Annotated in this window: 10 protein-coding genes; 5 read left to right on the top strand and 5 right to left on the bottom strand. The window is 58.5% G+C overall.

What is annotated here, in order from left to right; all coding sequences use genetic code 11:
* Positions 1 to 9: 9 nt before the first annotated feature.
* From RUDLU_RS0111665 to RUDLU_RS0111645, 5 genes are all read right to left on the bottom strand, one after another.
* Positions 10 to 5217: a non-ribosomal peptide synthetase gene (locus RUDLU_RS0111665; protein ID WP_019988566.1), complete on the bottom strand. Its 5208-nt coding sequence runs from the start codon at positions 5215 to 5217 to the stop codon at positions 10 to 12.
* 8 nt (positions 5218 to 5225) lie between these two features.
* The gene (locus RUDLU_RS0111660) at positions 5226 to 11906 is read right to left on the bottom strand and encodes a type I polyketide synthase (RefSeq protein ID WP_019988565.1); all 6681 of its coding nucleotides are present in this window, start codon (positions 11904 to 11906) and stop codon (positions 5226 to 5228) included.
* Between the two features lie 135 nt (positions 11907 to 12041).
* Entirely contained in the window at positions 12042 to 14228 is a 2187-nt protein-coding gene (locus RUDLU_RS0111655) for a GumC family protein (protein WP_019988564.1), read from the bottom strand.
* Positions 14229 to 14230: 2 nt separating this feature from the next.
* The gene (locus RUDLU_RS0111650) at positions 14231 to 15025 is read right to left on the bottom strand and encodes a TolC family protein (protein ID WP_019988563.1); all 795 of its coding nucleotides are present in this window, start codon (positions 15023 to 15025) and stop codon (positions 14231 to 14233) included.
* Positions 15026 to 15171: 146 nt separating this feature from the next.
* Entirely contained in the window at positions 15172 to 16410 is a 1239-nt protein-coding gene (locus RUDLU_RS0111645; protein ID WP_342663135.1) for a glycosyltransferase, read from the bottom strand.
* Between the two features lie 134 nt (positions 16411 to 16544).
* Between RUDLU_RS0111645 and RUDLU_RS0111640 the strand changes: the two genes are divergently transcribed.
* The 5 genes from RUDLU_RS0111640 to RUDLU_RS0111620 all read left to right on the top strand — a co-directional run bounded on the left by RUDLU_RS0111640 (position 16545) and on the right by RUDLU_RS0111620 (position 23086).
* Positions 16545 to 18320: an ABC transporter ATP-binding protein gene (locus RUDLU_RS0111640; RefSeq protein ID WP_019988561.1), complete on the top strand. Its 1776-nt coding sequence runs from the start codon at positions 16545 to 16547 to the stop codon at positions 18318 to 18320.
* Positions 18321 to 18372: 52 nt separating this feature from the next.
* On the top strand, positions 18373 to 18813 hold the full coding sequence (locus tag RUDLU_RS0111635) for a peptidylprolyl isomerase (protein ID WP_019988560.1): 441 nt from the start codon (positions 18373 to 18375) through the stop codon (positions 18811 to 18813).
* A gap of 100 nt (positions 18814 to 18913) precedes the next feature.
* Entirely contained in the window at positions 18914 to 20116 is a 1203-nt protein-coding gene (locus RUDLU_RS0111630; RefSeq protein ID WP_019988559.1) for an O-antigen ligase family protein, read from the top strand.
* Positions 20044 to 21948, top strand: a complete 1905-nt coding sequence (gene asnB, locus RUDLU_RS0111625; RefSeq protein ID WP_169578042.1) for an asparagine synthase (glutamine-hydrolyzing) — start codon at positions 20044 to 20046, stop codon at positions 21946 to 21948. The genes RUDLU_RS0111630 and asnB overlap by 73 nt, the downstream gene beginning before the upstream one ends.
* A complete protein-coding gene (locus RUDLU_RS0111620) occupies positions 21941 to 23086 on the top strand; it encodes a glycosyltransferase family 4 protein (RefSeq protein WP_019988557.1) in 1146 nt (381 codons plus the stop codon). Before asnB ends, RUDLU_RS0111620 begins: the two co-directional genes overlap by 8 nt.
* Positions 23087 to 23090: the final 4 nt, after the last annotated feature.

Below are 23090 nucleotides of genomic sequence, written 5' to 3'. Positions count from 1 at the left end.
TTGCCGGCCCTAACTCTCATCAAGGGCTTTTTGCAGAATTCGGGCAAACTCCTTGTCGTTAGGTGGCAAAAGCATGGTGGCATGGTCGCCCGGAACATCGTGAATGTGCAGACCCCGGAGGGCAAACTTCTTCCAGCCGAGGAATTCGCGGTCTTCGATGTAATAAAGCCGCTTCTTCGCCTTGAAAACATGAATGACCCCGTCGTACGGCTGAATCCGGTAGGTGTGAAAAGCCGTTTCGTGTTTCTCCATCATTCGTTGCAGATGGTCGTCGAGGGGCATAGGCTCGGTGTTGGCTAAGCCCACAGCCTTCAATACACCCTTTACCTGCCGCTCAACGTATTCGCCCTGATACCGGAGCGTCGGGATCGGGTCTTCGAGCAGCGACCGGCCAATCCAGGCCATTTTTGGAATCTGCCGACCTAAACGCCACGTCAGCCGACTCAAAAAGGGGCGGCTTTGGGTCGAGTCTTCGGCGTTGGTATCGAACATGCCGAGTAACTTCACCACTTTCCCCTGTTGCTGCAACTGCCGGGCCATTTCGAGGGCTACGTACCCGCCAAAGGAGTAGCCCGCCAGCGCGTAGGGGCCGTTGGGGTCGTGTTCGAGTAGCTCTTCGATGTAGTCGGCGGCAATAGCCTCCATGCTGTCGAGTGGCTCCTCGGTGCCGTCGAGGCCGCGGGCCTGAAACCCGTAAATGGGCTGCTCGGCATCCATGTGTTCTATCAGACCTTTAAACGTGAGCAGATTGAGCCCCCCGCCATGCACCACAAAGATCGGGGGCTTGCTCCCGTACGGCTTAATAGGCACCAGCGACCGTTGCAAGCTGTAGGCCCGATCGGGCTGAATGAGTCGGGCCAAAGCCCGAATGGTGGGCGCTTCGAACAGGGTAGACAACGGTAACCGCCGACCGGTTTCGCGTTCGAGCTGTGCCATGGCCCGCACGGCTAGCATGGAGTGCCCGCCCAACTCAAAGAAGTTATCGTCGACGCTAATGTCCGGCAGTCCGAATATCTCCTGCCAGATAGCAGCTATCTGTTTTTCTTCGCGGGTACTGGGTTCGCCCGAGGGTTTCGGGGCGGCTTCTTTTTTAACAAACGCTGGGGCAGGCAGGGCTTTCCGGTCAATTTTGCCGTTGGCCGTTACCGGCAGTTTGGCCAGTGCTACAAAATCGGTGGGCACCATGTAGCTGGGCAGCGTTTGGGCCAATTGTTGCCGCCACTGCCCAATTTGCTCTTTTGTAAGCGTGGGGATGGCGCGGTAGGGTTCGCTCACGAGCGAACTGAGGGGCGCTTGTGCTTCCTCGGCCAGCCCGGCGGGGATCGGGGGGAGTTGGGTACCGGCCGTTTCGGGAATAAAAACGACATCGAGCGCATTGTCGTGCCCATCCGACGCCCAGCGAACAAAGGCCCGGAAGCCCGTTTGCCCGGCCAATTGCCAGAACTGATTCGGGTCGATGCCCGTCGGAGCCTGTGTAAGCCGTTGCCGGATCGCCTGAATAGATGCCAGACCGTCGGCATCGTGTATCCAGAGCCGCAAGGCATGGTCGGTTGCCGTGCGCCCGTTGGGTACACCCGTGAGCCGTACGCTCTGGAGCGGATGCTGGCGTAGGTAGCTTTCCAGCGATTCCACGGAGCCTACCGTATTCCAGTCGAGGTTTGTGTCTACATCAGCTGTTGCTGGGGCCTCGCCCACGTACAGCCACACGTCGAAGTGGTATTGGGTGGTTTCGTTGATGGCGGCCCCTTCGCGGAGTTGCACATCGACCGCCGAAATAGCGGGTATCAGGGTTGGCAGCTGGTAGAAAAACGCCGGGTCGGCCATGAGCTCGTCGTCGAGCCGGATGCGTCGGTTCACCGCGTCCCGGAAATCGGCAACCCGTTGGGTGTCGGCGGCCCGTCTGAGCTGATCGGCGGTATGGTGTTGTTCCTGAAGGCGATACATCTGCATATCGCCCACAAACACACAGCCCCCCGATGCGGTAGCCGCTACGGCGCCCCGAATTACGTCGAGCAGGTAGCGGAGGTCGGGGAAATACTGTGCCACGCTATGCACCAGCACCAGATCCTGCGAGGCCGGTTCAACCATGGAGTAGTCGTCGGCCAGGGCCACCTGCGCCCGAATCTGCCCTTGTTTGGTCAGGCTGCGTCGGGTGAGTTGCTGGTTCAGGTTGTCGATGGCCGATTGGGCGTAGTCGGTGGCGATGTAGCTGTCGGTGTCGGGTGCCAGCTCAAACAGCAGTTGCCCGGCCCCGGAGCCCACTTCGAGAATTCGGCGGGCGCGTAGGGCTTTGATGCGTTTGATCGACTGTTTCAGCCATTCGTTGGCTTGCTCGCGGATGTCTGTCTGGTTAGAAAGCTGCTCGGCAATCCGAATGTCCAGGTCGGCTACGTCGGCTGGGTTGGCGGTGGGGTCGCCCAGTCCCGCTTCGTAAATAGCGTCCCAGCGGCTCTTCCAGCCCGCATCGCCTTCGTCGGTTGGGTTAGTGCCCGGCACTACGTAGGCCACGAGTCGTTGGTCGCCGGGCTGGTCTTCGCGGGCCATCACCACGGCATTGTCGATACCCGGCAACCGGAGTAGCTGATGCTCGATTTCGCCTGGTTCGATCCGGTGCCCCCGAATCTTGATCTGCTGATCGATCCGGCCGAGGTACTGAATATCTCCGTTGGGCAGGTACCGGCCCAAATCGCCCGACCGGTAAAACCGCTCGCCCGGTGCAAAGGGCAGGGTAACAAATTTTTCGGCCGAAAGCTGTGGCTGGTTGAGGTAACCAGCCCCCACACCGGCCCCGCCGATGACCAGTTCGCCCGCCATCCCGCCCGGTAGGGGCTGTAGGTGCTCATCAACAATCACAATCCGTACCCCGCCAATTGGGGGGCCAATGGTGATGAGGTCGTCGGTGGGTAAAATCGTCTTGCCCGTTGCGTAAACCGTCGTTTCGGTTGGGCCGTAATAGTTGTACAGCTCCCGGCACGAGCCCAGCAGTTTGTCGGCCAGGTCTTTGGGCAGAGCCTCGGCGCATGAAATCACGCGCAGGTTGGCGGAGCCGCGCCAGCCGGTTTCCCACAACATGCGGAGGGTGGCTGGGGTGGTTTGTACAAACGTGATGGCCTCGTACCGAAACAGCTCGGCCAGAGCCTGCCCATTCCGCACCGTATCAGCATCAACTACCACGAGTTCGGCCCCTACGAGCAACGGCAGGTAGATTTCGGCGGTAGTGATGTCGAACGCAATGGTGCCCATCGTCACCGTTTTATCGGCCGAAGTCAGGCCGGGGTGGTGGGTCAGGCTACGCAGCACGTTCACTACGCTGCGGTGGTAAATCTGCACGCCTTTGGGCCGCCCTGTTGTGCCCGAGGTGTAGAGCACGTAAATCAGATCGTCGGGCGAAACAGGTATGGCGGGTTCGTCCGACGGGTAATCGGGTAGCGTTGGGGTGATGTCTTCCAGAATCAGCTCGCGCAGGGGGAGGTCGATTCGGCCCCGATGCGCCTGATTAGTCAGCAGGACCGAGCAACGGGCGTCGGCCAGAACGTACTGGATCCGGTCGGTTGGGTGGCGCGGGTCGACGGGAATGTACATGCCGCCGGTTTTCATGATGGCCAACAGGCTCACAATCAGCTCGGCGGAGCGTTCGAGGGCAAGGCCAATCCGGTCGCCTTTCTGCACCCCGTTGGCAATCAGCAGGTGGGCCAGTTGGTTGGCCTGCTGGTCCAGTTCCGCGTAGGTGAGCGTCTGATTCCGAAACCGAACGGCTGTTTTGTCGGGAAACTGTCGGGCGGTCTGGCTCAGCAACCGATGCAGTGGCTCGGTATCGGGTTGGGCCGCTGCGGGCGTGGGTGGCGAAGTTTGGAGCGGAGCCGAGGGGTTTTCAACAACCGTTTCGAGCAACGCGATAAACCGATTCTGAAACGACTGGATAGTCTCGGGGCGAAACAGCTGGGTGTTGTACGTCCATTCCAGGCATAGCGTATCGCCCGAACCCGTCGCATTGACCGACAGGTCGAAGTTTTCGAAGGCCCGTGGGTTGCTGTGGAACTGATGCTGAAGCCCTGCAAACGCGACCTCGCTGTCGAGGTTCATATCCACGTTGAACACGGCTGATACCAACGGCACCCGCGACGGGTCGCGGGGAATGGCTATTTTCTGAAGCAGCCGCCCAAACGTGAACTGCTGGTGATCGAGGGCGTCGAAAATCTGGTCTTTCCGGCGAGCGAGGTACGTCGAAAAGGAGTCGTCGGTGCGTAGCATACTCCGCAAAGGGAGCAGGTTTACGCAGTGGCCTACCAGTCGGTCGTACCCGGTTGTTGGCTGACCGGCGGCCGGCAGGCCCAGCACTAAGTCGGGTTGTCCTGAGAGTTTGTGCAACAGCACTTCGTACGCGGCCAGTAGGGTCACCACAAAACTACCCCCTGCCTGAGCGCCTATTTTGCGAACAGCACGTATCAGAGCGGGGTCAACGGGGTAGTCGTGCCTGGCACACGCGAATGTGCGCCGACTTGGGCGCGGGAAATCGGTTGGCAGATGAAGCGGGGGAGGCACCTGCCGAAACTGGTCGACCCAATATTGCTCGGCCTGTTTTGAGGCCTGGCTTTCGTGGGCAGCCTGCTGTTCGACGGCAAACCGGCTTATGGAGTCGGCGGGCCGAACAACCGGAACCCGACCCTGCGCGTAAGCTGAATAGAAAGCGGCTAAATCCTGCAGCAAAATACCCACCGACCAGCCGTCGCAGATAATGTGGTGGGCTGTCAGGGTAAAATGATGTAGCTCATCGGACAGCCGGATTAGGCTTGCCTTTACGAGTGGCCCGTGTTGCAGATCGAACGTATGCCGGACGTCGGCGGCTACCCAATCGGCGATGTGTTGCCGCTGCTCGGCTTCGGGCTGTTGGCCGGCGTCGGTGTAAATCAAGGGTAGGGCAAGGTCCTGAAAAATGAGCAGGCGCGTTCCGTCGCCACTAAACGCCGATCGCAGGCTTTCGTGGTGCTGGGTCAGGCTGTGCCAGGCTTTTTCGAAGGCTTCCCGGTTGAGCTGTCCCTGCAACCGGAGCGACACCGACTCGTTGTAGGCCCGGTTCGCATCGTCGCCCCCAAACTGGCAGGCCGTCCAGATTTCGGCCTGCGGTTCGGTAATAGGAATAAGCCGTTCGATTTCGGGCCCGGCAAACGGGTCGAAGTCAACGGGTTTATACGTAATTTGTGTGGTACGGTTGTCCATGCTCCGGCTTACTGTAGTTCGACCTGTAAGTACCGGCCGGGCTGTGCCGGATTGGGCACAAACCAGGCGGGGTTACCCTGTTGATCCCGCCCTAAGCGGGCACCGGGTACGGGTGAAATCTCGTAAGATACTGGATCGGGTGAAGTTTTAAGGCCATTTATCAGTTTTCGGGGCAAAAAAGTAGCTTCGGTTAACTCGTGCACACTGTCCATAAAACACCGGACGATGGTGTCAATCTCGGCATCGGTATGGGCTTCGGTCATGAAGCAGGGGAAGCCATCCCAGACATGAATTCCTTTTTCGCGCATGAGTGTGAAGAGCAGTTCGCCGTAGGGAATATCTTCATGCCACTTGATTTTCCAGAGTGAGCCAAAATGCGCTACGTACATGGGCAATCCCTGCTGCGTGAAAAAGGCATTGAGCGCGCTGGCCAGCCGGGTTGTTTTGGCGGTCAGGGCTTCTTGCAGGGCCGGGCCCACCGCCTGCATGTGACGCAACGACGCTTTGGCGGCCGCGAGTGCCAGCGGGTGGCGCACAAACGTGCCTGCAAAGTACGTGACACCCACCTCCGGCACCGACGCATCGCCGAACTGCCAATGCCCGCCGTCGAGGGCATCCATGAAGGTGCGGGTGCCCGCAATCACGCCGATGGGCAGGCCTCCGCCCACCACTTTACCGTAGGTTGCCAGGTCGGCCCGGATGCCAAACAGGGCCTGCGTTCCCCCCGGATGCATTCGGAAGCCCGTGATCACTTCGTCGAAGATGAGGGCTACCCCGGCCTCGGCCGTAATCGTGCGTACCTCTTTCAGAAACTGGATCGGGACAAACTCCGGTCGGCGGCTCTGCACCGGCTCCACCAGTACGGCCGCCAGCTCGTGCGCCCGTTCGCGAATCAGGCGGAGGCTTTCGTCGGTGCCATATTCCAGAATAAGCATGTTCTGCACCGACTCCGGCATGATGCCTGATGCCGCCGGAAACGACTTGCCTTTTTTCGTGCCCCGTACCAGCACTTCGTCGTTGATTCCGTGGTACGAACCCGAAAAGGCCACAATCAGGTTGCGGCCGGTTACTGTGCGGGCCATGCGTACCGCTCCCAGCACCGCTTCGGAGCCGGTATTGCACAAGGCCACCCGGTCGAGGCCCGTAAACGCCCGAACCAGTTCGCACACTTCGCCCGCCAGCTGATGCTGGGGACCCACCTCAAACCCGGCTTCGATCTGGTTGTGCAAAATGGCCTTCATAAAGTCGGGCTGGTAGCCAAACATGTTGGAACCGAAGCCGTTGAGCGCATCAATGTATTCGTTGCCGTCGATGTCCCACAGGCGGCTCCCGCCCGATTTATTCACGACAATCGGGTAAACCAGCTCTTTGGTACGTGGGCGGAAACCCGTCACAACCCGCGGGTCGGCCATGGTAGCCCGGTGGGTTTCGGTGTAGGCCTTGCTCCCGGCGGTTTTCTGATTGTAGCGGTCCGTCAGCTTCTGAATGAAAGCCTCCTGAACGGGTGTCAGCTCGGATGCCTGCCGCTCAATGCGGGCGGTAGCCCCGAATGGCTTTTTCAACTCTACGGCTTCCTCGGGTGTGATATCGGGTGTCGAAACGCCCACGGGTTTGCTTACGGGCGTGCTCTCGACTACGGGTGCAGGGGCCGGGTAGTTCTGTACAACAGGCGGTTGCTGGGCTGGTGCTGTGCCTTGCATCAGCGCTACCTGTTTGGCCAGAATCTGAAGTTGCTGGGCAATCAGCCCCAGGGGTGTGTCGCCTGCCACGAGTGGCTGCGGGGCGCTGTCGGGTTGTGGGTACTGAGCGGCCGACGTTGGTAGCGGAGCCGGAGCGGGCGTCGGCTGATACTGATCGATGGGCAACGACGCATCGAGGTACGTAGCCAGCTGATTGGGCGTCGCATAGGCCGAGGTCAGTTGCCGGAAGGTGATGGGTAGGCCAAACTCTTTTTTAAGGGTCTGGGCAACCTGTGTCAGCAGCAACGAATCGAAACCCAGTTCCAGGAAGGCTTGATCGGGGCTTCCGCCGGAAATGTCCAGCCCAGAGGCTTCTTCGAGCAGGGTGTTTATTTTAGAAAGGATTAGGTGTTTACGCATCAGTGTGGTAGGGATAGACTGTGGAATAGAGACGGATGCCGCAGTCCCCAACGGAGCTGGCTGCGGTAGAGGGGCGCTTGCCTCAGAAGCCGGTTGCCGGGGGGCGGTGGGCGGGTCTACCCAGCACCGCTTCCGATCGAACGCATAGGTTGGTAAGGTAACCCGTTGCCGTGCCTGACCGGCGTAAACCGCCTGCCAGTCGGGTGTGAGGCCGTAAAGCCAGAGTTGGCCGAGCGTAGTGAGCATAGCCTGGCAGGCACTTTCCCAATTGGGGTGCGACACCATGCCGGGTAGGGCACAGGCGGGTTTGGGGAGTGCCTGTTGACGAATCAGCGTGGTCAGTGCCTGACCGGGGCCAACCTCCAGAAATACCGAATGACCCAGCGCCAGCAGCGTATCGGCCGCATCGGCAAACCGGACGGTATCGCGTAGGTGATTCGCCCAGTAGCGCGGGTCGGTGGCCTGCGTATCGGTAAGCAGTTGGCCAGTTACGGTCGATACAACGGGGGACTGGGGTCGGTTCAGGCTAATCTGGCGGACGGTTTCTTCAAAAATACCCACCACCGGGTCCATCATGGCCGAGTGAAACGCGTGGCTGGTGGCCAGCGGTTTGTTCGGAATGGCGTGCGTATCGAGAAGCCGGGCAAAGTCAGCCAGGGGTTCGTCTGGCCCGGCCACTACGCACAGGTTGCGGCTGTTGATGGCCGCTATCGACAGCGTTGGCGGCAACAGCTCCCGTACGGCATCGGCGTTCAGGCGTACCGACAGCATGTGTCCGCGTGGTTGCTCGCTCACGAGTTGCCCGCGTATGGCAATCAGCCGCAGGGCATCGGAAAGGCTGAATACACCCGCCAGATGAGCCGCTACAAATTCACCGATACTGTGCCCGCATAAAACCGTGGGCCTGAGGCCCCAACTGCTCCAAAGCGTAGCCAGAGCGTACTCGGTCACAAACAGAGCAGGCTGGGTGTAGCGGGTGTTGTTGAGACGCTGTTCGGCTTTTGCATCCGAAACATCCGGGTACATCACGGCTCGAATATCGCCGTCAAGATGCTCGGTCAGAAGGCTGGCGCAGGTATCCACAGCCTGCCGGAATACGGGCTCGTTTTTGTACAGGTTGCGTCCCATACCCAGAAATTGCGTCCCCTGCCCCGGAAACAGGAAAACCAACTCGTCGGGAACCTGGGTCAACGTGTTGCTCGAATGACTCGCGGGGGCATTGGTCAATTGGGCCGGTGCATCGGTGCCGGGAGCTGCCACCACAAACCGGCGATGAGGGTAATCGGGCCGGGTGGTTTGTAATGTATAGGCAGCGTCGGTCAATTCGGATAGGGTCGGGTTGGGCAGGGCGCGGGCCAGTTGGCTGGCGTAGTCTGTCAGGCTGGTTGCTGATTTAGCTGACCAGGTAAGGAGCCCAACCGGGCGGGCATTGTTCTCCGGTTCGGCCGGAATGCCGGGCTCGGGCGCTTCGGCCAGAATCAGGTGGACGTTGGTACCGCCAACCCCCAGCGAACTAACGCCCGCGAGCCGCTTTTGCCCTTTGGTGACGTGCCAGGGCCGGAGCGTATGGTTGACAAAAAACGGGCTATTGGCAAAGTCGATGGCCGGATTAGGCCGTTTGAAATGCAGGGAGGGCGGTAATTGCCGGTGCCGCAGCGCCAGCACCGTTTTGATCACCCCGGCTACACCCGAAGCGGCCGTCAGGTGGCCCATATTGCTCTTGATGGAGCTAATTGCGCATTGCTGTTTAGGTACGTTTGGGCCAAAAGCCAGTGTCAATCCCTCAACCTCGATGGGGTCGCCGAGTGGCGTGGCGGTACCGTGAGCCTCTACGTAGCTGATGTGCTCAGGGCCGACGCCCGCATCGTTCAGGGCCATCCGAATAGCCTCGGCCTGCCCCTCGGCGCTGGGGGCCGTAAACCCTCCTTTGCCACCCCCATCGTTGTTTACACCCGCACCTTTCACCACCGCCCAAATGGTGTCGCCATCGCGTTGAGCGGCTTCGAGCGGTTTGAGGAGAACAACGCCCGCACCATCGCTGAAAACGGTGCCCTGCGCGTCGGCGTCGAACGGCCGACAGTGCCCGTCGCGGCTGAACATGGCTCCTTCCTGATACAAATGGCCGCTTTTGATGGGCACCGTGATACTGACTCCCCCCGCCAGGGCTACATCGCACTGCCCACTCCGAAGGCTTTGTACGGCCTGTGCAATCGCCAGCAGGGAGGTGGAACAGGCAGCGTACACACTGACGGCCGGTCCCTTGAGGTTTAGCTGGTAAGCCGTGCGCGAGGCAATGTAATCTTTCTCATTCAGGGTCATCACCTGAAAGCTACCTACGGCATCAACCAACCGGGTGTTGGGCTGTACGTTGTTGGGGAAATAGGTGTTGTTGCCGGACCCGGCGAAAACGCCTACTTTCTGGCCATGGTTTGGTTTCAGGTAGCCGGTTTGCTCCAGCGCTTCGGCCGCAATTTCCAGAAACAGCCGTTGCTGCGGGTCCATGAGTTGGGCCACGGCCGGTGTTAACTCAAAAAAGTGGGCGTCAAACCCGTCGACGTTTTCCAGAATACCCCGCGCTTTTACGTACGAGGGGTCTTGCCGCACCGAAGCGGGTAGGGAGGGGTCGAGTTCGGCTTCGCTGAAAAACTGAGTGGTTTCCCGGCCCTCAACCAGCACCTGCCAGAGCTCGGTGAGGGTAGTCGCACCCGGAAACCGCCCTGAGAGGCCAATAATGGCGATGTCGCCGGCGGCTTGGCGAGTGCTCGGCTGCCTGAGGGCATCGGAAGGTGCAACGTCGGGCGGGGCTGCTTGCCCCAGCACCTGCGCTATACCGGCTACGGTCGGAAACCGGTACAGCTTCGTGACGGATAGGGTATGACCTTGTTGCCGCAGAGCCGCCACCAGCCGTTGCGCCAGCAGCGAGTTACCCCCCAGGTCGAAAAACCGGTCGTCCAGACCTACTTCGTCCAGGTGTAGCACCTCACCCCAGATGCGGGCAAGCTGTTTTTCGAGCGGGGTACGTGCCTGCCGAAACGGCCCAAGGGTGTCGGGGCGTTGGCGTTCAGGCGCGGGCAGTCCTTTCTTGTCTACCTTGCCACTGGTGGTACGGGGCAGGTCGGGAAGCCAGACAAACGCCGAGGGCATCATGTACTCGGGCAGACGGCTTTGCAACGTTTTTCGGAGGTCGGCCGGGCTTGTCCGTTCTTCGTCGGCAACGACGTAAGCAACGATCTGGTGCTGACTGCCAGCACCTTCACGGGTTACCACTACCACCTGCCGAATGCCTTCCAGGCTGCTGATGACTACTTCAATTTCGCCCAGCTCGACCCGGTGCCCCCGAATCTTCACCTGATCGTCGCGACGACCCAGAAAATCAATCGAGCCATCGGGCAGAACGCGGCCCAGGTCGCCGGTACGGTACACGCGTACGGGTGCGTGATCGGGCGCGGTCAGGAGGGTAAATTTCTCGTCGGTAAGCCGGGACTGGTTGAGGTATCCTTCGGCAACGCACACCCCACCAAGGCAAATTTCGCCCGTTTCGCCATTTGGTACGGGGTTGAGGGCCTCATCGACAATGTACACGTACACGCCCGGTATCGGGTGGCCAATGGTAGGTAGGGCAGGCCAGGTTGCTGGGGTGCCGGTGAGCGTCAACTGCGTAACCACATGGCACTCGGTGGGGCCGTACTGATTAAACAGGGTACAGTGGGGGAGTGCGGTAAAAAACTGAGCCACCTGTGGGGTGATTTTCAGTTGCTCGCCCGCCGTCATCACCTCCTGCAAAGAGGTTGGGTATCGCTCACTTGCCACAGCGGCTTCGGCAAGGTATTGCAAGGCCACAAACGGGGCGAAAAGTCGGTTGATCCCCTGTTCGTCGATAAAATGCAATAGGGCTGTCAGGTCGAGCCGGAGCGTATCGTCGATCAGTACGAGCGTACCGCCTGTACTCAGGGTGGCAAATATCTCCTGAAACGAGACATCGAAGCTGAGCGGAGCCAATTGCAATGTGCGGCTTCCGACACCGGCCGCCGATGCGTCGGCTTGCCAGCGAAGCAGGTTGACCAGCGGCCCATGCCCCATGCAAACGCCTTTGGGTTGGCCGGTTGAGCCCGAGGTGTACAGTACGTATGCGGTTGAGCGCTGTTCGGCCGGGCTGGCAGGCGCATCGGTGGTTGTATCGGCCGCCATTACCCGCAGCCCCAGCTCTGCAAACAGGTGGGTGTCAGAAGCCGGTGCCAGGCAGGTAGTTACACCCGAATCGGCTTTGACCTGCGCCAGTCGGGCCGAGGGGTAGGTTGGATCGAGGGGTAGGTATGCTTTGCCCGCCTTCAGGATAGCCAGAACTGACACAACCATTTCCAGACACCGGGTGGTGCTGACGCCGATCAGGCGCGCCGTCGGGTCGTGTTGGATCAGGACGCGCGCCAGTCGGTCGGCCCGGTCGTTTAAGGCCTGATAGGTGAGTGATTGGTCGCCGAATACGACGGCTGTCTGGTTAGCGTGTGCCCGAGCTGCCTGTTCGACAAGCCCATGCACCCGCAACCCGGAAACAGCGTCGATCCCAGCCTCTTGACGGATAGATGTATGCATACGATCGAATCACATGATGATGAGGTTAGAACGTTGTGTAATGTTCAGGGGGAGGCTGACCCCGTCCCATTAACAGACTAAAATTCTAACTAACTGTAAGTGATTGGTTTGTTTTCGGCCGGCCGCCGGTGTATTCTACGATTCGTAGCGTTGCGGCTGTAACGTTTGATCGCGGTACACAGGAGCCTGCTTGACATCGGCGGGTGGGGTAATCTGCAACAGATCGCCCCCCACCCGGTTCAGTACCACCAGCATAGGTTGGTTGGTGACACGGGCGTACAGGTTCAGGAGTTGTTTTTCGGCCCGGCCCCAGCTACTTTGCGCATCCACCACCAGCAGCGATAGTACGCTTTCTTTCATCAGATATACCGGAATCTGATTGCTGATGAGCGGGGGCAGTTCCAGCACCACCCGGTCGAACTGCGAGGGGTCGAAGTCATGATCGTGGTCGATGAGGTACTCAAGGCTCGTCACGTTCATGAAGTCGGCCCGAACGGTGTACGGAAACAGGGTAACCCCGTTTTTGTACACCCGCCGTTCTTTCGGACTTTGCCGGGGGTAGCAATAGGCCACCCGCTGGTCGGCGTCGGTGTACAGCCGGTTGAGGCCCTCGGCCACCCACGATTTACCCTGCTTCCCCCGAATACTGAATAGGGTCAGTACGGGCGGGTACGGTTTGTCTCGGCTCTGGGCAATTTCGATATTGATGGCGTTGAACAACTGCTCAAACATGGTGCGGGCTGTGCGGGTCACGCGGGAATACACCATAGGCTTTTTCACCGTCGGGAAAATGGCCGTCATAGGCAGGCCAATCTGCCGCTCGGCCTGCTCGGGCGAGTTGAGGCTCTTGTTGAGCCAGAACCGGAGGGCCGTCAGCAACAGAGCCAGAAATATGCCGACACCGAACCCGACAATAATCAGTTGAAGCCGTTTGGAAGGTTGTGGGAGCAGCGGGTAGTCGGGCGCGTCGAGCGGTTCGAGTTTGCCCCCGGCTACATCCTGCCGTTTGGTCCGCGACTGATCCACGTGCTGGAGCAGGTCGAAGTACTCTTTCTCGGCTACGCTCAGGTCGCGCTTCAATTGTCGCAGCTGCGCTCCCAGTGGGCTGAACTGACTCGTTTTGTTGTCTAACTCGCTGATCCGACGCTGGTACACTTCCAGCCGGGCCGCTGATTCTTCGTACTCAAGGGTTTTGGCCAGCAGATCGGCACTAATGGTCTGTTGCGGCACCGATTCGTCGGTGGTCGTGGCGGCATCGTACCGTTGGGCGCTGGCTTTCAGTTCGTCTTCGGCCTGTTTTACTTTCGTCTGCAAGCGCGTAATCACGGGCTTGGGTTGGTTATACGCCCGGGCGTTGGCCAGTTGCGCTTCGGCCTGAGCCAGTTTACGCTGTTTCTCCGAAAGGTCGTTGTTGACTTTTTTGATGGTTCCCTGCTGACCCATTCTCGACCGGAGGGCTTCCATAGCAGCCTTGGCCGCATTCCGGCGCATCAGCTCTTCGTTGTATTCGCCCACGAGGGCTTCGCGGGAGGCAGCCACGTTGCGGGCCTCTTCGTCGTAATCGAGCACCCGGTGCTGTATGCTGAATGCCTGCAAATTACCCTCGGCCTTGTCGAGGGCGGCTTTGGCTTCTTTGAGCTTGTCTTCGTAATACCCCACAACCGAGTTCGTTTCGGCCGTTTTGAGGGTCGAGTACCGCTCATTCAGAATCGAGATGGCGTGTACCAGCGTACGTTGGGCTACGGCCGGGTCGTTGGCCTCGTACTCCAGCAGCATCACGTCGTTGGTGTTTTTGCGGGAGGTAGCGTCCAGCTTTTCGCCGATAACCAGAATCGAGTAAGGCAGCTCTGACTTGAGGAGCAACTGCTTCACCGGGTTGTCGGTGGGTACCTTGGCCAGGCTGTCGATGGCCCGGCGCAGGTCGGTCACGTTGCCGTAAATGGGCAGTATGAGTCGCCAATCGGTCGGAAACGCCTGTTGCAAATCCTCGAAGCCCGCGCGCCCAAGCACGAGCGTGTCGGGTTCGCTCAGTTGCAGGTGATCGGCCAGGAGGTTAGTCCCGATTCGGAGCAGAGTCTCCTTTGATTTGAGGGTGGTGAGCATGTTGTCGAACGCACTCGCCGACTGATCGCCGAACGAAGGGCGCTGGTCCGACGTGATCGAGTAGCCCGACGACAGACCCGTGTACAACGACGCGTACGAAATGTAGGTTTTTACCTCGTTGCGGGTCGCATAAAACGCCATGCCGGCTGTGAGTAGCGGCAAGACAATAAACCAGATCAGGTGCTGTTTCAGCAACCGGAGTAAGACCTCGATATTCATTTTCAGAATCGTTTCATACGTTGGATAGGAACGCCCACTAATGACTCAAACTGGTGGACGTTTTTCAGGAACTCTCCTTTGACCTGCTCAGTCACCACCTTCGACTCGATGTACCGGTTGGTGGCCGTCGATATGGCTTCGCTGGTAGCTCGGCCTTTCTGATTTTCGGCTTCCACAATGCGCAGGGCAGCCAGGGCGGCCTGTTCGTCGGTGAGTCGGAGTTTCAGAATCTGCTGGGCCGTAATCATGTCCTGATAGATGGTGATCAGTTCCCGGCGAATCTGCTGCTCAATGATGTCTTTCTGAATCTCCGAAGCCCGGTAATTGGCCGTCGCCTGTTTGATCTGATGTTTCCGACCAAACAGATCATAAAGCGACACCCGGAAGTCGACACCGAAGCGGTAGCCGTTGGCAATCTGCCCCAGTTGGTCGCCTTTTTGCAGAAGGCTCGTTGTCACTAACGACTGGTTGCCACCCGAATAGTTGGCGAAACCCGACGCGTTTTGCAGAATCTGTACCTTCGACAGGTCGCGGGCGGAGCCGAGCGAGTTGGTCACTTCGTTCTGGTACTTAATCAGGGGAGAGTACGAAACGGCCATCTTGACCAGGTCATCGAACGGCATAAGCTGCACGGCAATGTCCTGGTCTACATCCAGAAATGTGCTGTCGTTGACGATCCCGACTGATTGCCCGAACGAGACTCGATTGCGCGAATTCGGTCGCTGCGCCAGGCAAACCGAATGGAATAAGATTATCAGTAGGAAAAATAGACTGATAACCAGATGCTTTACCATCATGCTCTTTAACAAATGATTATACACAAGTTATGGGCTTGATTGCTGTAACTGGGTATGTGAGTGGCTGCATTCTTTTGACGTGGTTTCGGCATTATGTCACGTCGTTCATGTTAATCCTTTTTGCCAATTTTTGGGGATGGGCCGATTCAGGAATTGGAGTGCTTGGCCGCGTGGGGGGTGTGCATAAAACGGCTGAATGCTTTTCGCATGTTGAATACGGCCCGGGCAAACCGAAGCATCAGCGTAGGCACGAGCAGGAGGTCGCGCAGGGTGAGTTGTTGCCAGAGGTAGCGCGGCACGGCCAGTAGTAAGCTACCCAGTAAAATGAGTAACAAAATAAGGGGGGTAAGCCAGTAGGTAGTTGCCCCGGCCGCAAAACCCAGTAGCGTGGTGAGGCCCAATACCCCAAGTAGCAGTACACGCGGTAGCACCAGGGTTTGCAGTATCTTAAAGGCACCCTCAAGTTGACCCCGGCCCAGGCTGGCCATCCCCCGCCCGAAATACTGCACCAGAAACTGCCATTGGGCGGCAATCCAGCGGGTACGTTGGTGCTGAAACACCGCCGGGTTGGCTACTTTCTCGTCGTAAATGAATGCTTTCTCCAGATACGCAATGGGGTGGCCTGCCAGCAAAAGGTTCATTTCCAGTTCTTTGTCGTAGCCGCCCGTGGTGGTTTGCCCGGCCATAGCCGCCCGCATGAGCGCCGGGTCGAAGGCCATACCTGAGCCTATCAGGGCGCTCGAAAGGCCCAGAGCCCGCACCCCTTTCCGAAAAATATGGTTGTTGATCTCTTCGCTGACTGCATCGAGCACGGCCACACCGGCATGGCTGTTTTTCGCAACCCGGTGCCCCTGCACGGCTCGCCAGCCTCCGCCAAAGGCCGCGTTGATGCGCTCCAGAAAATCAGGAGCCATATGATTGTCGGCGTCCGAAACGGCCACTATGTCGTAGGGTTCAGGTGCAATGGCGGCCAAACCCGCGTTGATGGCCTTTGTCACGGTCGATTGCTCAAACACCACGGGTACCACCCGGATCGGGAAAGTGGCCAGCTGGCTCAGCGTTTCGGGGCTGAGTGAGTCGGCAATCACGACCAGATCGAACCGGTCGGTGGGGTAGGTCTGCTGCAAATTCGCCCGTACCGAGTCGATGATGACGGCATCTTCTTTATACGCCGGGATAAGTACGGCAATTTTTCGGAAGACCGTCTGAAGCGGAGTTGGCTCTATATCGTCGGGCCGGCCAAACCGGCCTGCGATGGCGCAAATGGCCACGTAGCCGACATTAAACACCAGAAAACCAATCAGAATATACCAGAGGAAAGCGAGAATATCCATACCGTGCGGGGCTTCCTGCGGTTGGTTGAAGCCCTTTGGGTTTTGACGCAAAAACGTTAGCAAAGCAACCATCTGACTCCCAGAAAATAAGTGACAGGGACATGCCACTATTTTGCGTCTCGGCGGGTTTACCCAACAGTCAGACCGCTCCTGCTCTGGCTATCACTACGCTACCAACACATACTATGAAGCTACTTTACTCGTATTTACGCCATTACTGGGGTTTATTGCTACTGGCGTTGCTACTGGCTGCTATTAACCAGATCTTTTCCCTGCTCGACCCGTACATTTTTCGCAAAATCATTGATCAGTATGTGGTTAAAGAGGGGGCAGTATTACCCCAAACCACCTTTGCCGATTTCCTGACCGGGGGCGCGGGCATACTCATTCTGCAAGCGCTGGGCGTGGCTATGGTGAGCCGCATTGCCAAAAATTTTCAGGATTACTACGTCAACGTCATCACGCAGCGGCTGGGGGCACGGCTTTACTCCGATGGCCTGCGCCACTCGCTCGATTTGCCCTATCAGGTGTTTGAAGATCAGCGTTCGGGCGAGACCCTGGGTATTCTCCAGAAAGTTCGGGCCGATGTAGAAAAGCTCATTCAGGCGTTTGTCAATATCCTGTTTACCTCGGTGGTAGGCATTGTGTTTGTGATGTGGTACGCCAGTACGGTGTATTGGCCTATTGCCCCGGCTTACTTCCTGACCATCCCGTTGCTGGGGTTTGTGAGCTCGTTGCTGAGCCGCAAAATCAAGGTGGTGCAAAAGAATATCGTGGCCGAAACCACCGCCCTGGCTGGCTCTACTACCGAGAGCCTGCGCAACATCGAACTGGTCAAAAGCCTGGGCCTTGCCCAACAGGAGACCGAGCGGCTCAACGGCACCACGGAGAAAATTCTGAAGCTCGAACTTAAAAAAGTGCGTTACATCCGGTCACTGTCGTTTGTGCAGGGTACGTTTGTCAACCTGCTGCGCAACACTATTATGTTGTTTATGCTGTTTCTGGTGGTGCAGGGTCGCATTACGGTCGGTGAGTTTTTCTCCCTGTTTATTTACTCGTTTGCCATTTTCGGGCCGTTGCAGGAGCTGGGCAACATCATCAATATCTACCGCGAAACCGAAGCATCGCTGGCTAATTTTGCCCGGATCTTAGACACCCCGAAAGAGGTGCGCCCGGCCCATCCGCGGCCCATCGGGACTATCGAGCAGCTGTCGTTCGATGGCGTACATTTCAAACACCTTACGGCCAACTCGCCCGCGCTCAATGGGATTTCGTTTGGGGTCAAAACGGGCGAGACCATTGCCTTCGTGGGGCCGTCGGGCTCGGGCAAAACGACACTCGTGAAACTGCTGGTAGGGCTTTACCCTCCGCTGTTGGGGCATATTCGGTACAACGGCGTTCCAAACAACGAAATCAATATGGATGAGCTGCGCGAGCAGATCGGCTTTGTGACGCAGGATACCCAACTTTTTGCCGGTACCATCCGCGAAAACCTCCGGTTTGTGGCTCCGCAGGCAACCGACGAGGAATGTTTGCAGGCTCTGCATCAGGCCGCGGCCGATTCGTTGCTGGCCCGCGCTCCGCAGGGGCTCGACACGGTCATTGGCGAAGGGGGCGTAAAAGTGTCGGGGGGCGAAAAACAGCGGTTGAGCATTGCGCGAGCCCTGTTGCGGCAGCCCGCCCTGCTCGTGTTCGACGAAGCTACCTCGGCGCTCGACTCGCTCACCGAAGAAGAGATCACCAATACCGTCCGTCGGTTGTCGGCCTCGCGGCAGCACATCACCATTCTGATTGCCCACCGGCTGAGCACCATTCTGCACGCCGACCGCATTTTTGTGCTCGAAAAAGGCAACGTTGTGGAGCAGGGCGGGCATACCGAGCTGCTCGAACAGCGCGGCCTGTACTATGCCATGTGGCGGCAGCAGATTGGCGAGCGGAAGGAAGCCCTGACCGTGCGCTAAGGAGCCGTGGATAACCTACCGGACGTTTGCAAAAGAGCCGTACCTTTGTGCTATGAAAAAAGCGGAAATGCGTACCGATAAGGGTACAATGATCATCGAATTTTTTGAGAAAGACGCGCCGGGCACGGTTGCCAACTTTGTAAAACTGGCTGAATCGGGCTTTTACAATGGCGTCAAGTTTCACCGGGTTATCCCGAACTTCATGATTCAGGGGGGCGACCCCACGGGTACGGGCGCGGGTGGCCCCGGCTACAGCATCCCCTGTGAGCTCGACGGCGACAATCAGTACCACGACCGGGGTGTACTGAGCATGGCACACCGGGGCCGCAACACGGGTGGTTCGCAGTTTTTTATCTGCCACAACCGTCAGAACACGGCTCACCTCGACCGGAACCATACGGTATTTGGTAAGGTAGTGGAGGGTCTCGATGTGATCGATCAGATTCGTCAGGGCGATATCATTCAGAGCGTTACGATTACTGAAGAAGCGTAAGAAGCTGTTTGAGTTAAAAGTGTATTAAATACACGGAAGTGGGTCGGGCGGTTGCATAAACCGCCCGGCTTTTTTTATAGGTTACGCCAAAACCGTAACCATGCCTACCCGTCGACTTATCAGCTTATTTGCCTGGGCCATTGTTGGTTGTGGGGCTTCGCGTTGGCGGCTGATGGGTGTCGGGCCGGGCGAAGTATTGCTGGGTATTACATCCGCAATGGCCCTGCTGGCGGTGTCGGAACAAGACTCGGCACCGCCCCTGAGCCGGGTTTGGCGGTGGTTTGCGGGGCTCAGTCTGCTTTGTTTGTTCACGGGTACGTTGTGGGCGCTGGCTCTGGGCGTTTGGCGGGCGGGTGATTTTGGGCACGATGCCGTTGCCCTGACGTTTTGCTTCGGAAGCTTGCTCTGTCTCATGCCCTTACTGACCGTGCCCGAGGGGCAACGGCATCTGATACGGCAGTTTTTGCGAGCGGGTGTTGCTTTCGCCTTTGCTAACCTGCTGACCTATATCCTGTTTAGGTGGGTGTTGGGTGAGACTTCGCCCTGGATTGGGCGTCTCAACGGCGTATCGACGAACCCAAACCAGGTAGCCTTGTACGTTTGCTCGCTTCCGTTCTGGCTGATGCACGCTGCATCGGCTCACTCTCGCCTTTTTTCGTGTATTGGGCTGGCGGCCTGCCTGGCGGTCGGGTGGCTCTCGGGCTCCGAAGCGCTACGGCTGGCATGGGCCGTTGGTTTCGGGTTGGCTGGCTTTTGGTCGGTACGTGACTGGGCGCAGCGCAGGCCGACCTACGGGCGTCCTTACCGTTTGGCTCTGGTTACACTCGTCGGTTTGTTGCTCGCCGGTGCGGTGCTGGCCTTTTGCTGGACCTACGCTGCCGACATTTATGCCATTGGCGGGCAGGGTGATTTGCGACTGCTCCGTTGGCGACATGGGCTGACGGCGGTAGGATACTCGCCCCTGTTTGGGCTGGGACCGGGTGCCTTTTCGGGCAATGGCGGGGCCTTTGAGGGGCAGGAGGCTCATAATCTGTACATCGACTGGATGGCGTCGGGTGGGGTACTGGCGGGTTTATTATTGCTCGGTTTTCAATACCACGTTGCCCGTAGTCTGATTCGGGCGGGGCATTACGTATTACTGGCGGGGCTGGTAGCTCTGCTGGTATTCGGCGGCTTTCATTACGTAGCCCGGCACCCTATTTTCTGGCTGAGTCAGCTACTTATGCTGGGGTGCGCTACGCCATCGAAGTTTTCATCATCAGCGAACCAACGGGCTTTATGTGCGGCATCTTCGGTACGTTGAATTACCCGATTCCCGACCCCGCGTCGGTAGCTGCGCATATGCGGCATCGTGGCCCCAATGAGGCTAATTGGCTGCAAATTGGGCCGTTGACGCTTGTGCATACCCGGCTGGCTATTCAGGGCGGGAGTGAGGCCGGGCGGCAACCCATGCAGCGCGGCCGCTGGGTGCTGGCCTTTAACGGGGAAATCTACAACCATCTGGAGCTGCGGAAACGGTACGGTCTGAACTGCCAATCGGGCAACGATACCGAGACACTACTCTGTTTGTGGGAACGGCTGGGTGAACTGATGCTGCCCGAACTCGACGGTATGTTTGCCCTTGTCGTGTTCGATACGTTCGAAAACCGGCTTTGGCTCGCCCGCGACCGCTTTGGCGAGAAGCCCCTGTACATCTGGCAATCGGGCTCGGCATGGGTGTTCTCGTCGGAGCTGCAAACTTTACAGCGGTACGTGCCCGTAGACATACACCAGGGCACCCTTACCCGCTACTGCCGGGCGGGCTATTTTATGCCGGGCGAAACCCCGTTTCGCGATGTACGACTGCTGCAGCCGGGTCATCTGGAGGTGTTCGATGCACACACGCTCCAAAAGAATGTAGTTCACTGGTGGCAACCTACGTTCGGAATGCCGACCCATTATTTGGCTGAGCCAGCACAGAGGGCTTCTGATCTGCTCCCGCAATTCAATGAGGCACTAACCGAATCGGTTAGGCAACGGCTCGACACGGCCGCTGGTGAGGTGGGCGTGCTCCTGAGTGGAGGGCTTGACAGCGGACTGATTACGGCTATGGCCGCCCGGTATCGGCCCGGTATCCCGACGTTTACGCTGACCATGCCTGACAGTACCTACAACGAAGCGCCAATGGCCCGGCAGGTGGCCCGGCAGTATCTGACCCGGCACCACGAAATAAACCCTCCATTTGATAATATGGCTGATGAGGTGCTAAAGGTTTTGCCTCGCTACGGTGAGCCGTTTATGGACAGTTCGGCCCTGCCGATGTACTGGGTAGCCAAAGCCGCTCGTGAAGAGGTGCCGGTGGTGCTTACCGGCGACGGGGCCGACGAGCTTTTCGGAGGCTATCGGCGCTATGTTGCGGCCTGGCTGGGGTTGTATAACCCGCCCAATTGGTTGAGCCGGGGGGCAGGTCGGCTGGCGGCACTAATGCCTTTTCCGGCGTATAAGCAATCGTATTATAGTCACGCTTACCGGCTGGCACAGCAGTTTAACCAGTCGGGAGCGGGACGGTATCTGGCTATGACCACCGACGTGCTGTGTGGCTACGAATCAGAACTGATTTGGCCCTGCAGGCTCACCGAGATGGAAATAAAAGGGGAACAGGTGGCCGTCCAAAGCCCCTGTCGACAGCTTCAGTGGCTGGACATGCAGTTTTTGTTGCCCGCCGATTTGTTGAAGAAAACCGACATTGCCACGATGGCGCACTCGCTGGAGGCTCGTAACCCGTTTTTGGGCAATACCGTAGCCGAACTGGCCCTGAGCCTGCCCGATTCGCTCAAAATAGGTTGGCATAGGCGAGGAGTGCAAACCAAGGTGCTGCTTCGCCAAATGGCCCGAACGTACTTACCCCCAGCCTTGGTAAATGGGCCCAAACGGGGCTTTGAAGTGCCGCTCCGGCAGTGGATCGACCGACCACTTCGGCCGTTGGTTTACGACTACTTAGGCCAACCCGCGCTGGCCCATCAGCTGGTGCGGGGCGCGTTTATCCGGCAATTGCTGGATCGCCCGGCACAATTTGCGCCTGAGAAACGCGCTAAACTGATCTGGATGCTACTGTCGCTCGAAATCTGGTATCGAAATCTGCACCGGCATGGCTAAACTTCTCCGTATAACTACCGTACCCGAATCGCTCCGTACCCTGCTCAAGGGGCAGCTGGCCTACATGCGCGCCAACGGATTTGAGGTGTACGTAGCGAGTGCGCCCGACACGAGCGCGGCCGATCTGGAAGGGTGCCCGCATTTTGCGTTGCCCCTGACCCGGCGCATCACGCCCTTTCAGGATCTGTGGGCTGTCTGGAAAACGTACCGGCTGTTGCGTCGGCTCCGTCCGGACCTGGTGCACACCCATACCCCCAAAGCCGGTTTGGTGGGTATGGTGGCCGCATGGCTGGCGCGGGTACCGGTGCGCATACATACCGTAGCCGGTCTCCCCCTGACGGAGAAAAAGCCCCTTGTGCGGATGCTGCTACGGTGGGTTGAAAAACTAACCTATGGTTGCGCTACGGCCGTATGGCCCAATTCACATGGCCTGGCCACCTACATTGGGCAGCACGTGTACAACGGCCCGAAACTACGGGTGATTGGCAATGGTAGCAGCAACGGCATTGATACCGAATACTTTTCATCGACGCCTGTGCTGGTCAGGCGGGCCGAGGCCCTGCGTCGGCAGTTGACCATCCCGCCCGAAGCGTTTGTGTTTGTGTTCATCGGTCGAATGGTGCGCGACAAAGGCCTTGATGAGCTGGTTGTGGCGTTTCGGTCGCTGGTGTATCTGAATCGCGATGTGCGGCTTCTGTTTGTGGGCGACTATGAAGAGCGGCTCAACCCCGTTCGTTCGGTTACGAAAGAGTTGATCAGCACGCACCCGCACATCAGTTGGGTGGGGTATCAGGCCGATGTTCGCCCTTACCTGCAACTGGCCGACGCGCTGGTGCTCCCCAGCTACCGCGAGGGGTTGCCCAACGTACTGCTACAGGCGGGTTGTATGCAGCGGCCCGTAATCGCTACTGACATTGTGGGTTGCCGCGATGTGGTGGAGCCCGGTAAAACGGGGCTTCTGGTGCCGCCTAAAGACCCAGTGGCCCTGCGCGGAGCCTTGCGTCAGTTGCTGACTAATCCTGAATGGGGGGAGCAGATGGGGCAGAACGCCCGCCATCGGATTGAAACCCTGTACCGGCAGGAAACCCTTTGGCAAACCCTGTTGCAAGCCTATCAAGATGCCCTGGCAGCGACTTAACGCC

Source organism: Rudanella lutea DSM 19387 (genome assembly GCF_000383955.1).
Lineage (GTDB): Bacteria > Bacteroidota > Bacteroidia > Cytophagales > Spirosomataceae > Rudanella > Rudanella lutea.
This window is presented reverse-complemented; position numbering and strand designations above follow the sequence as displayed.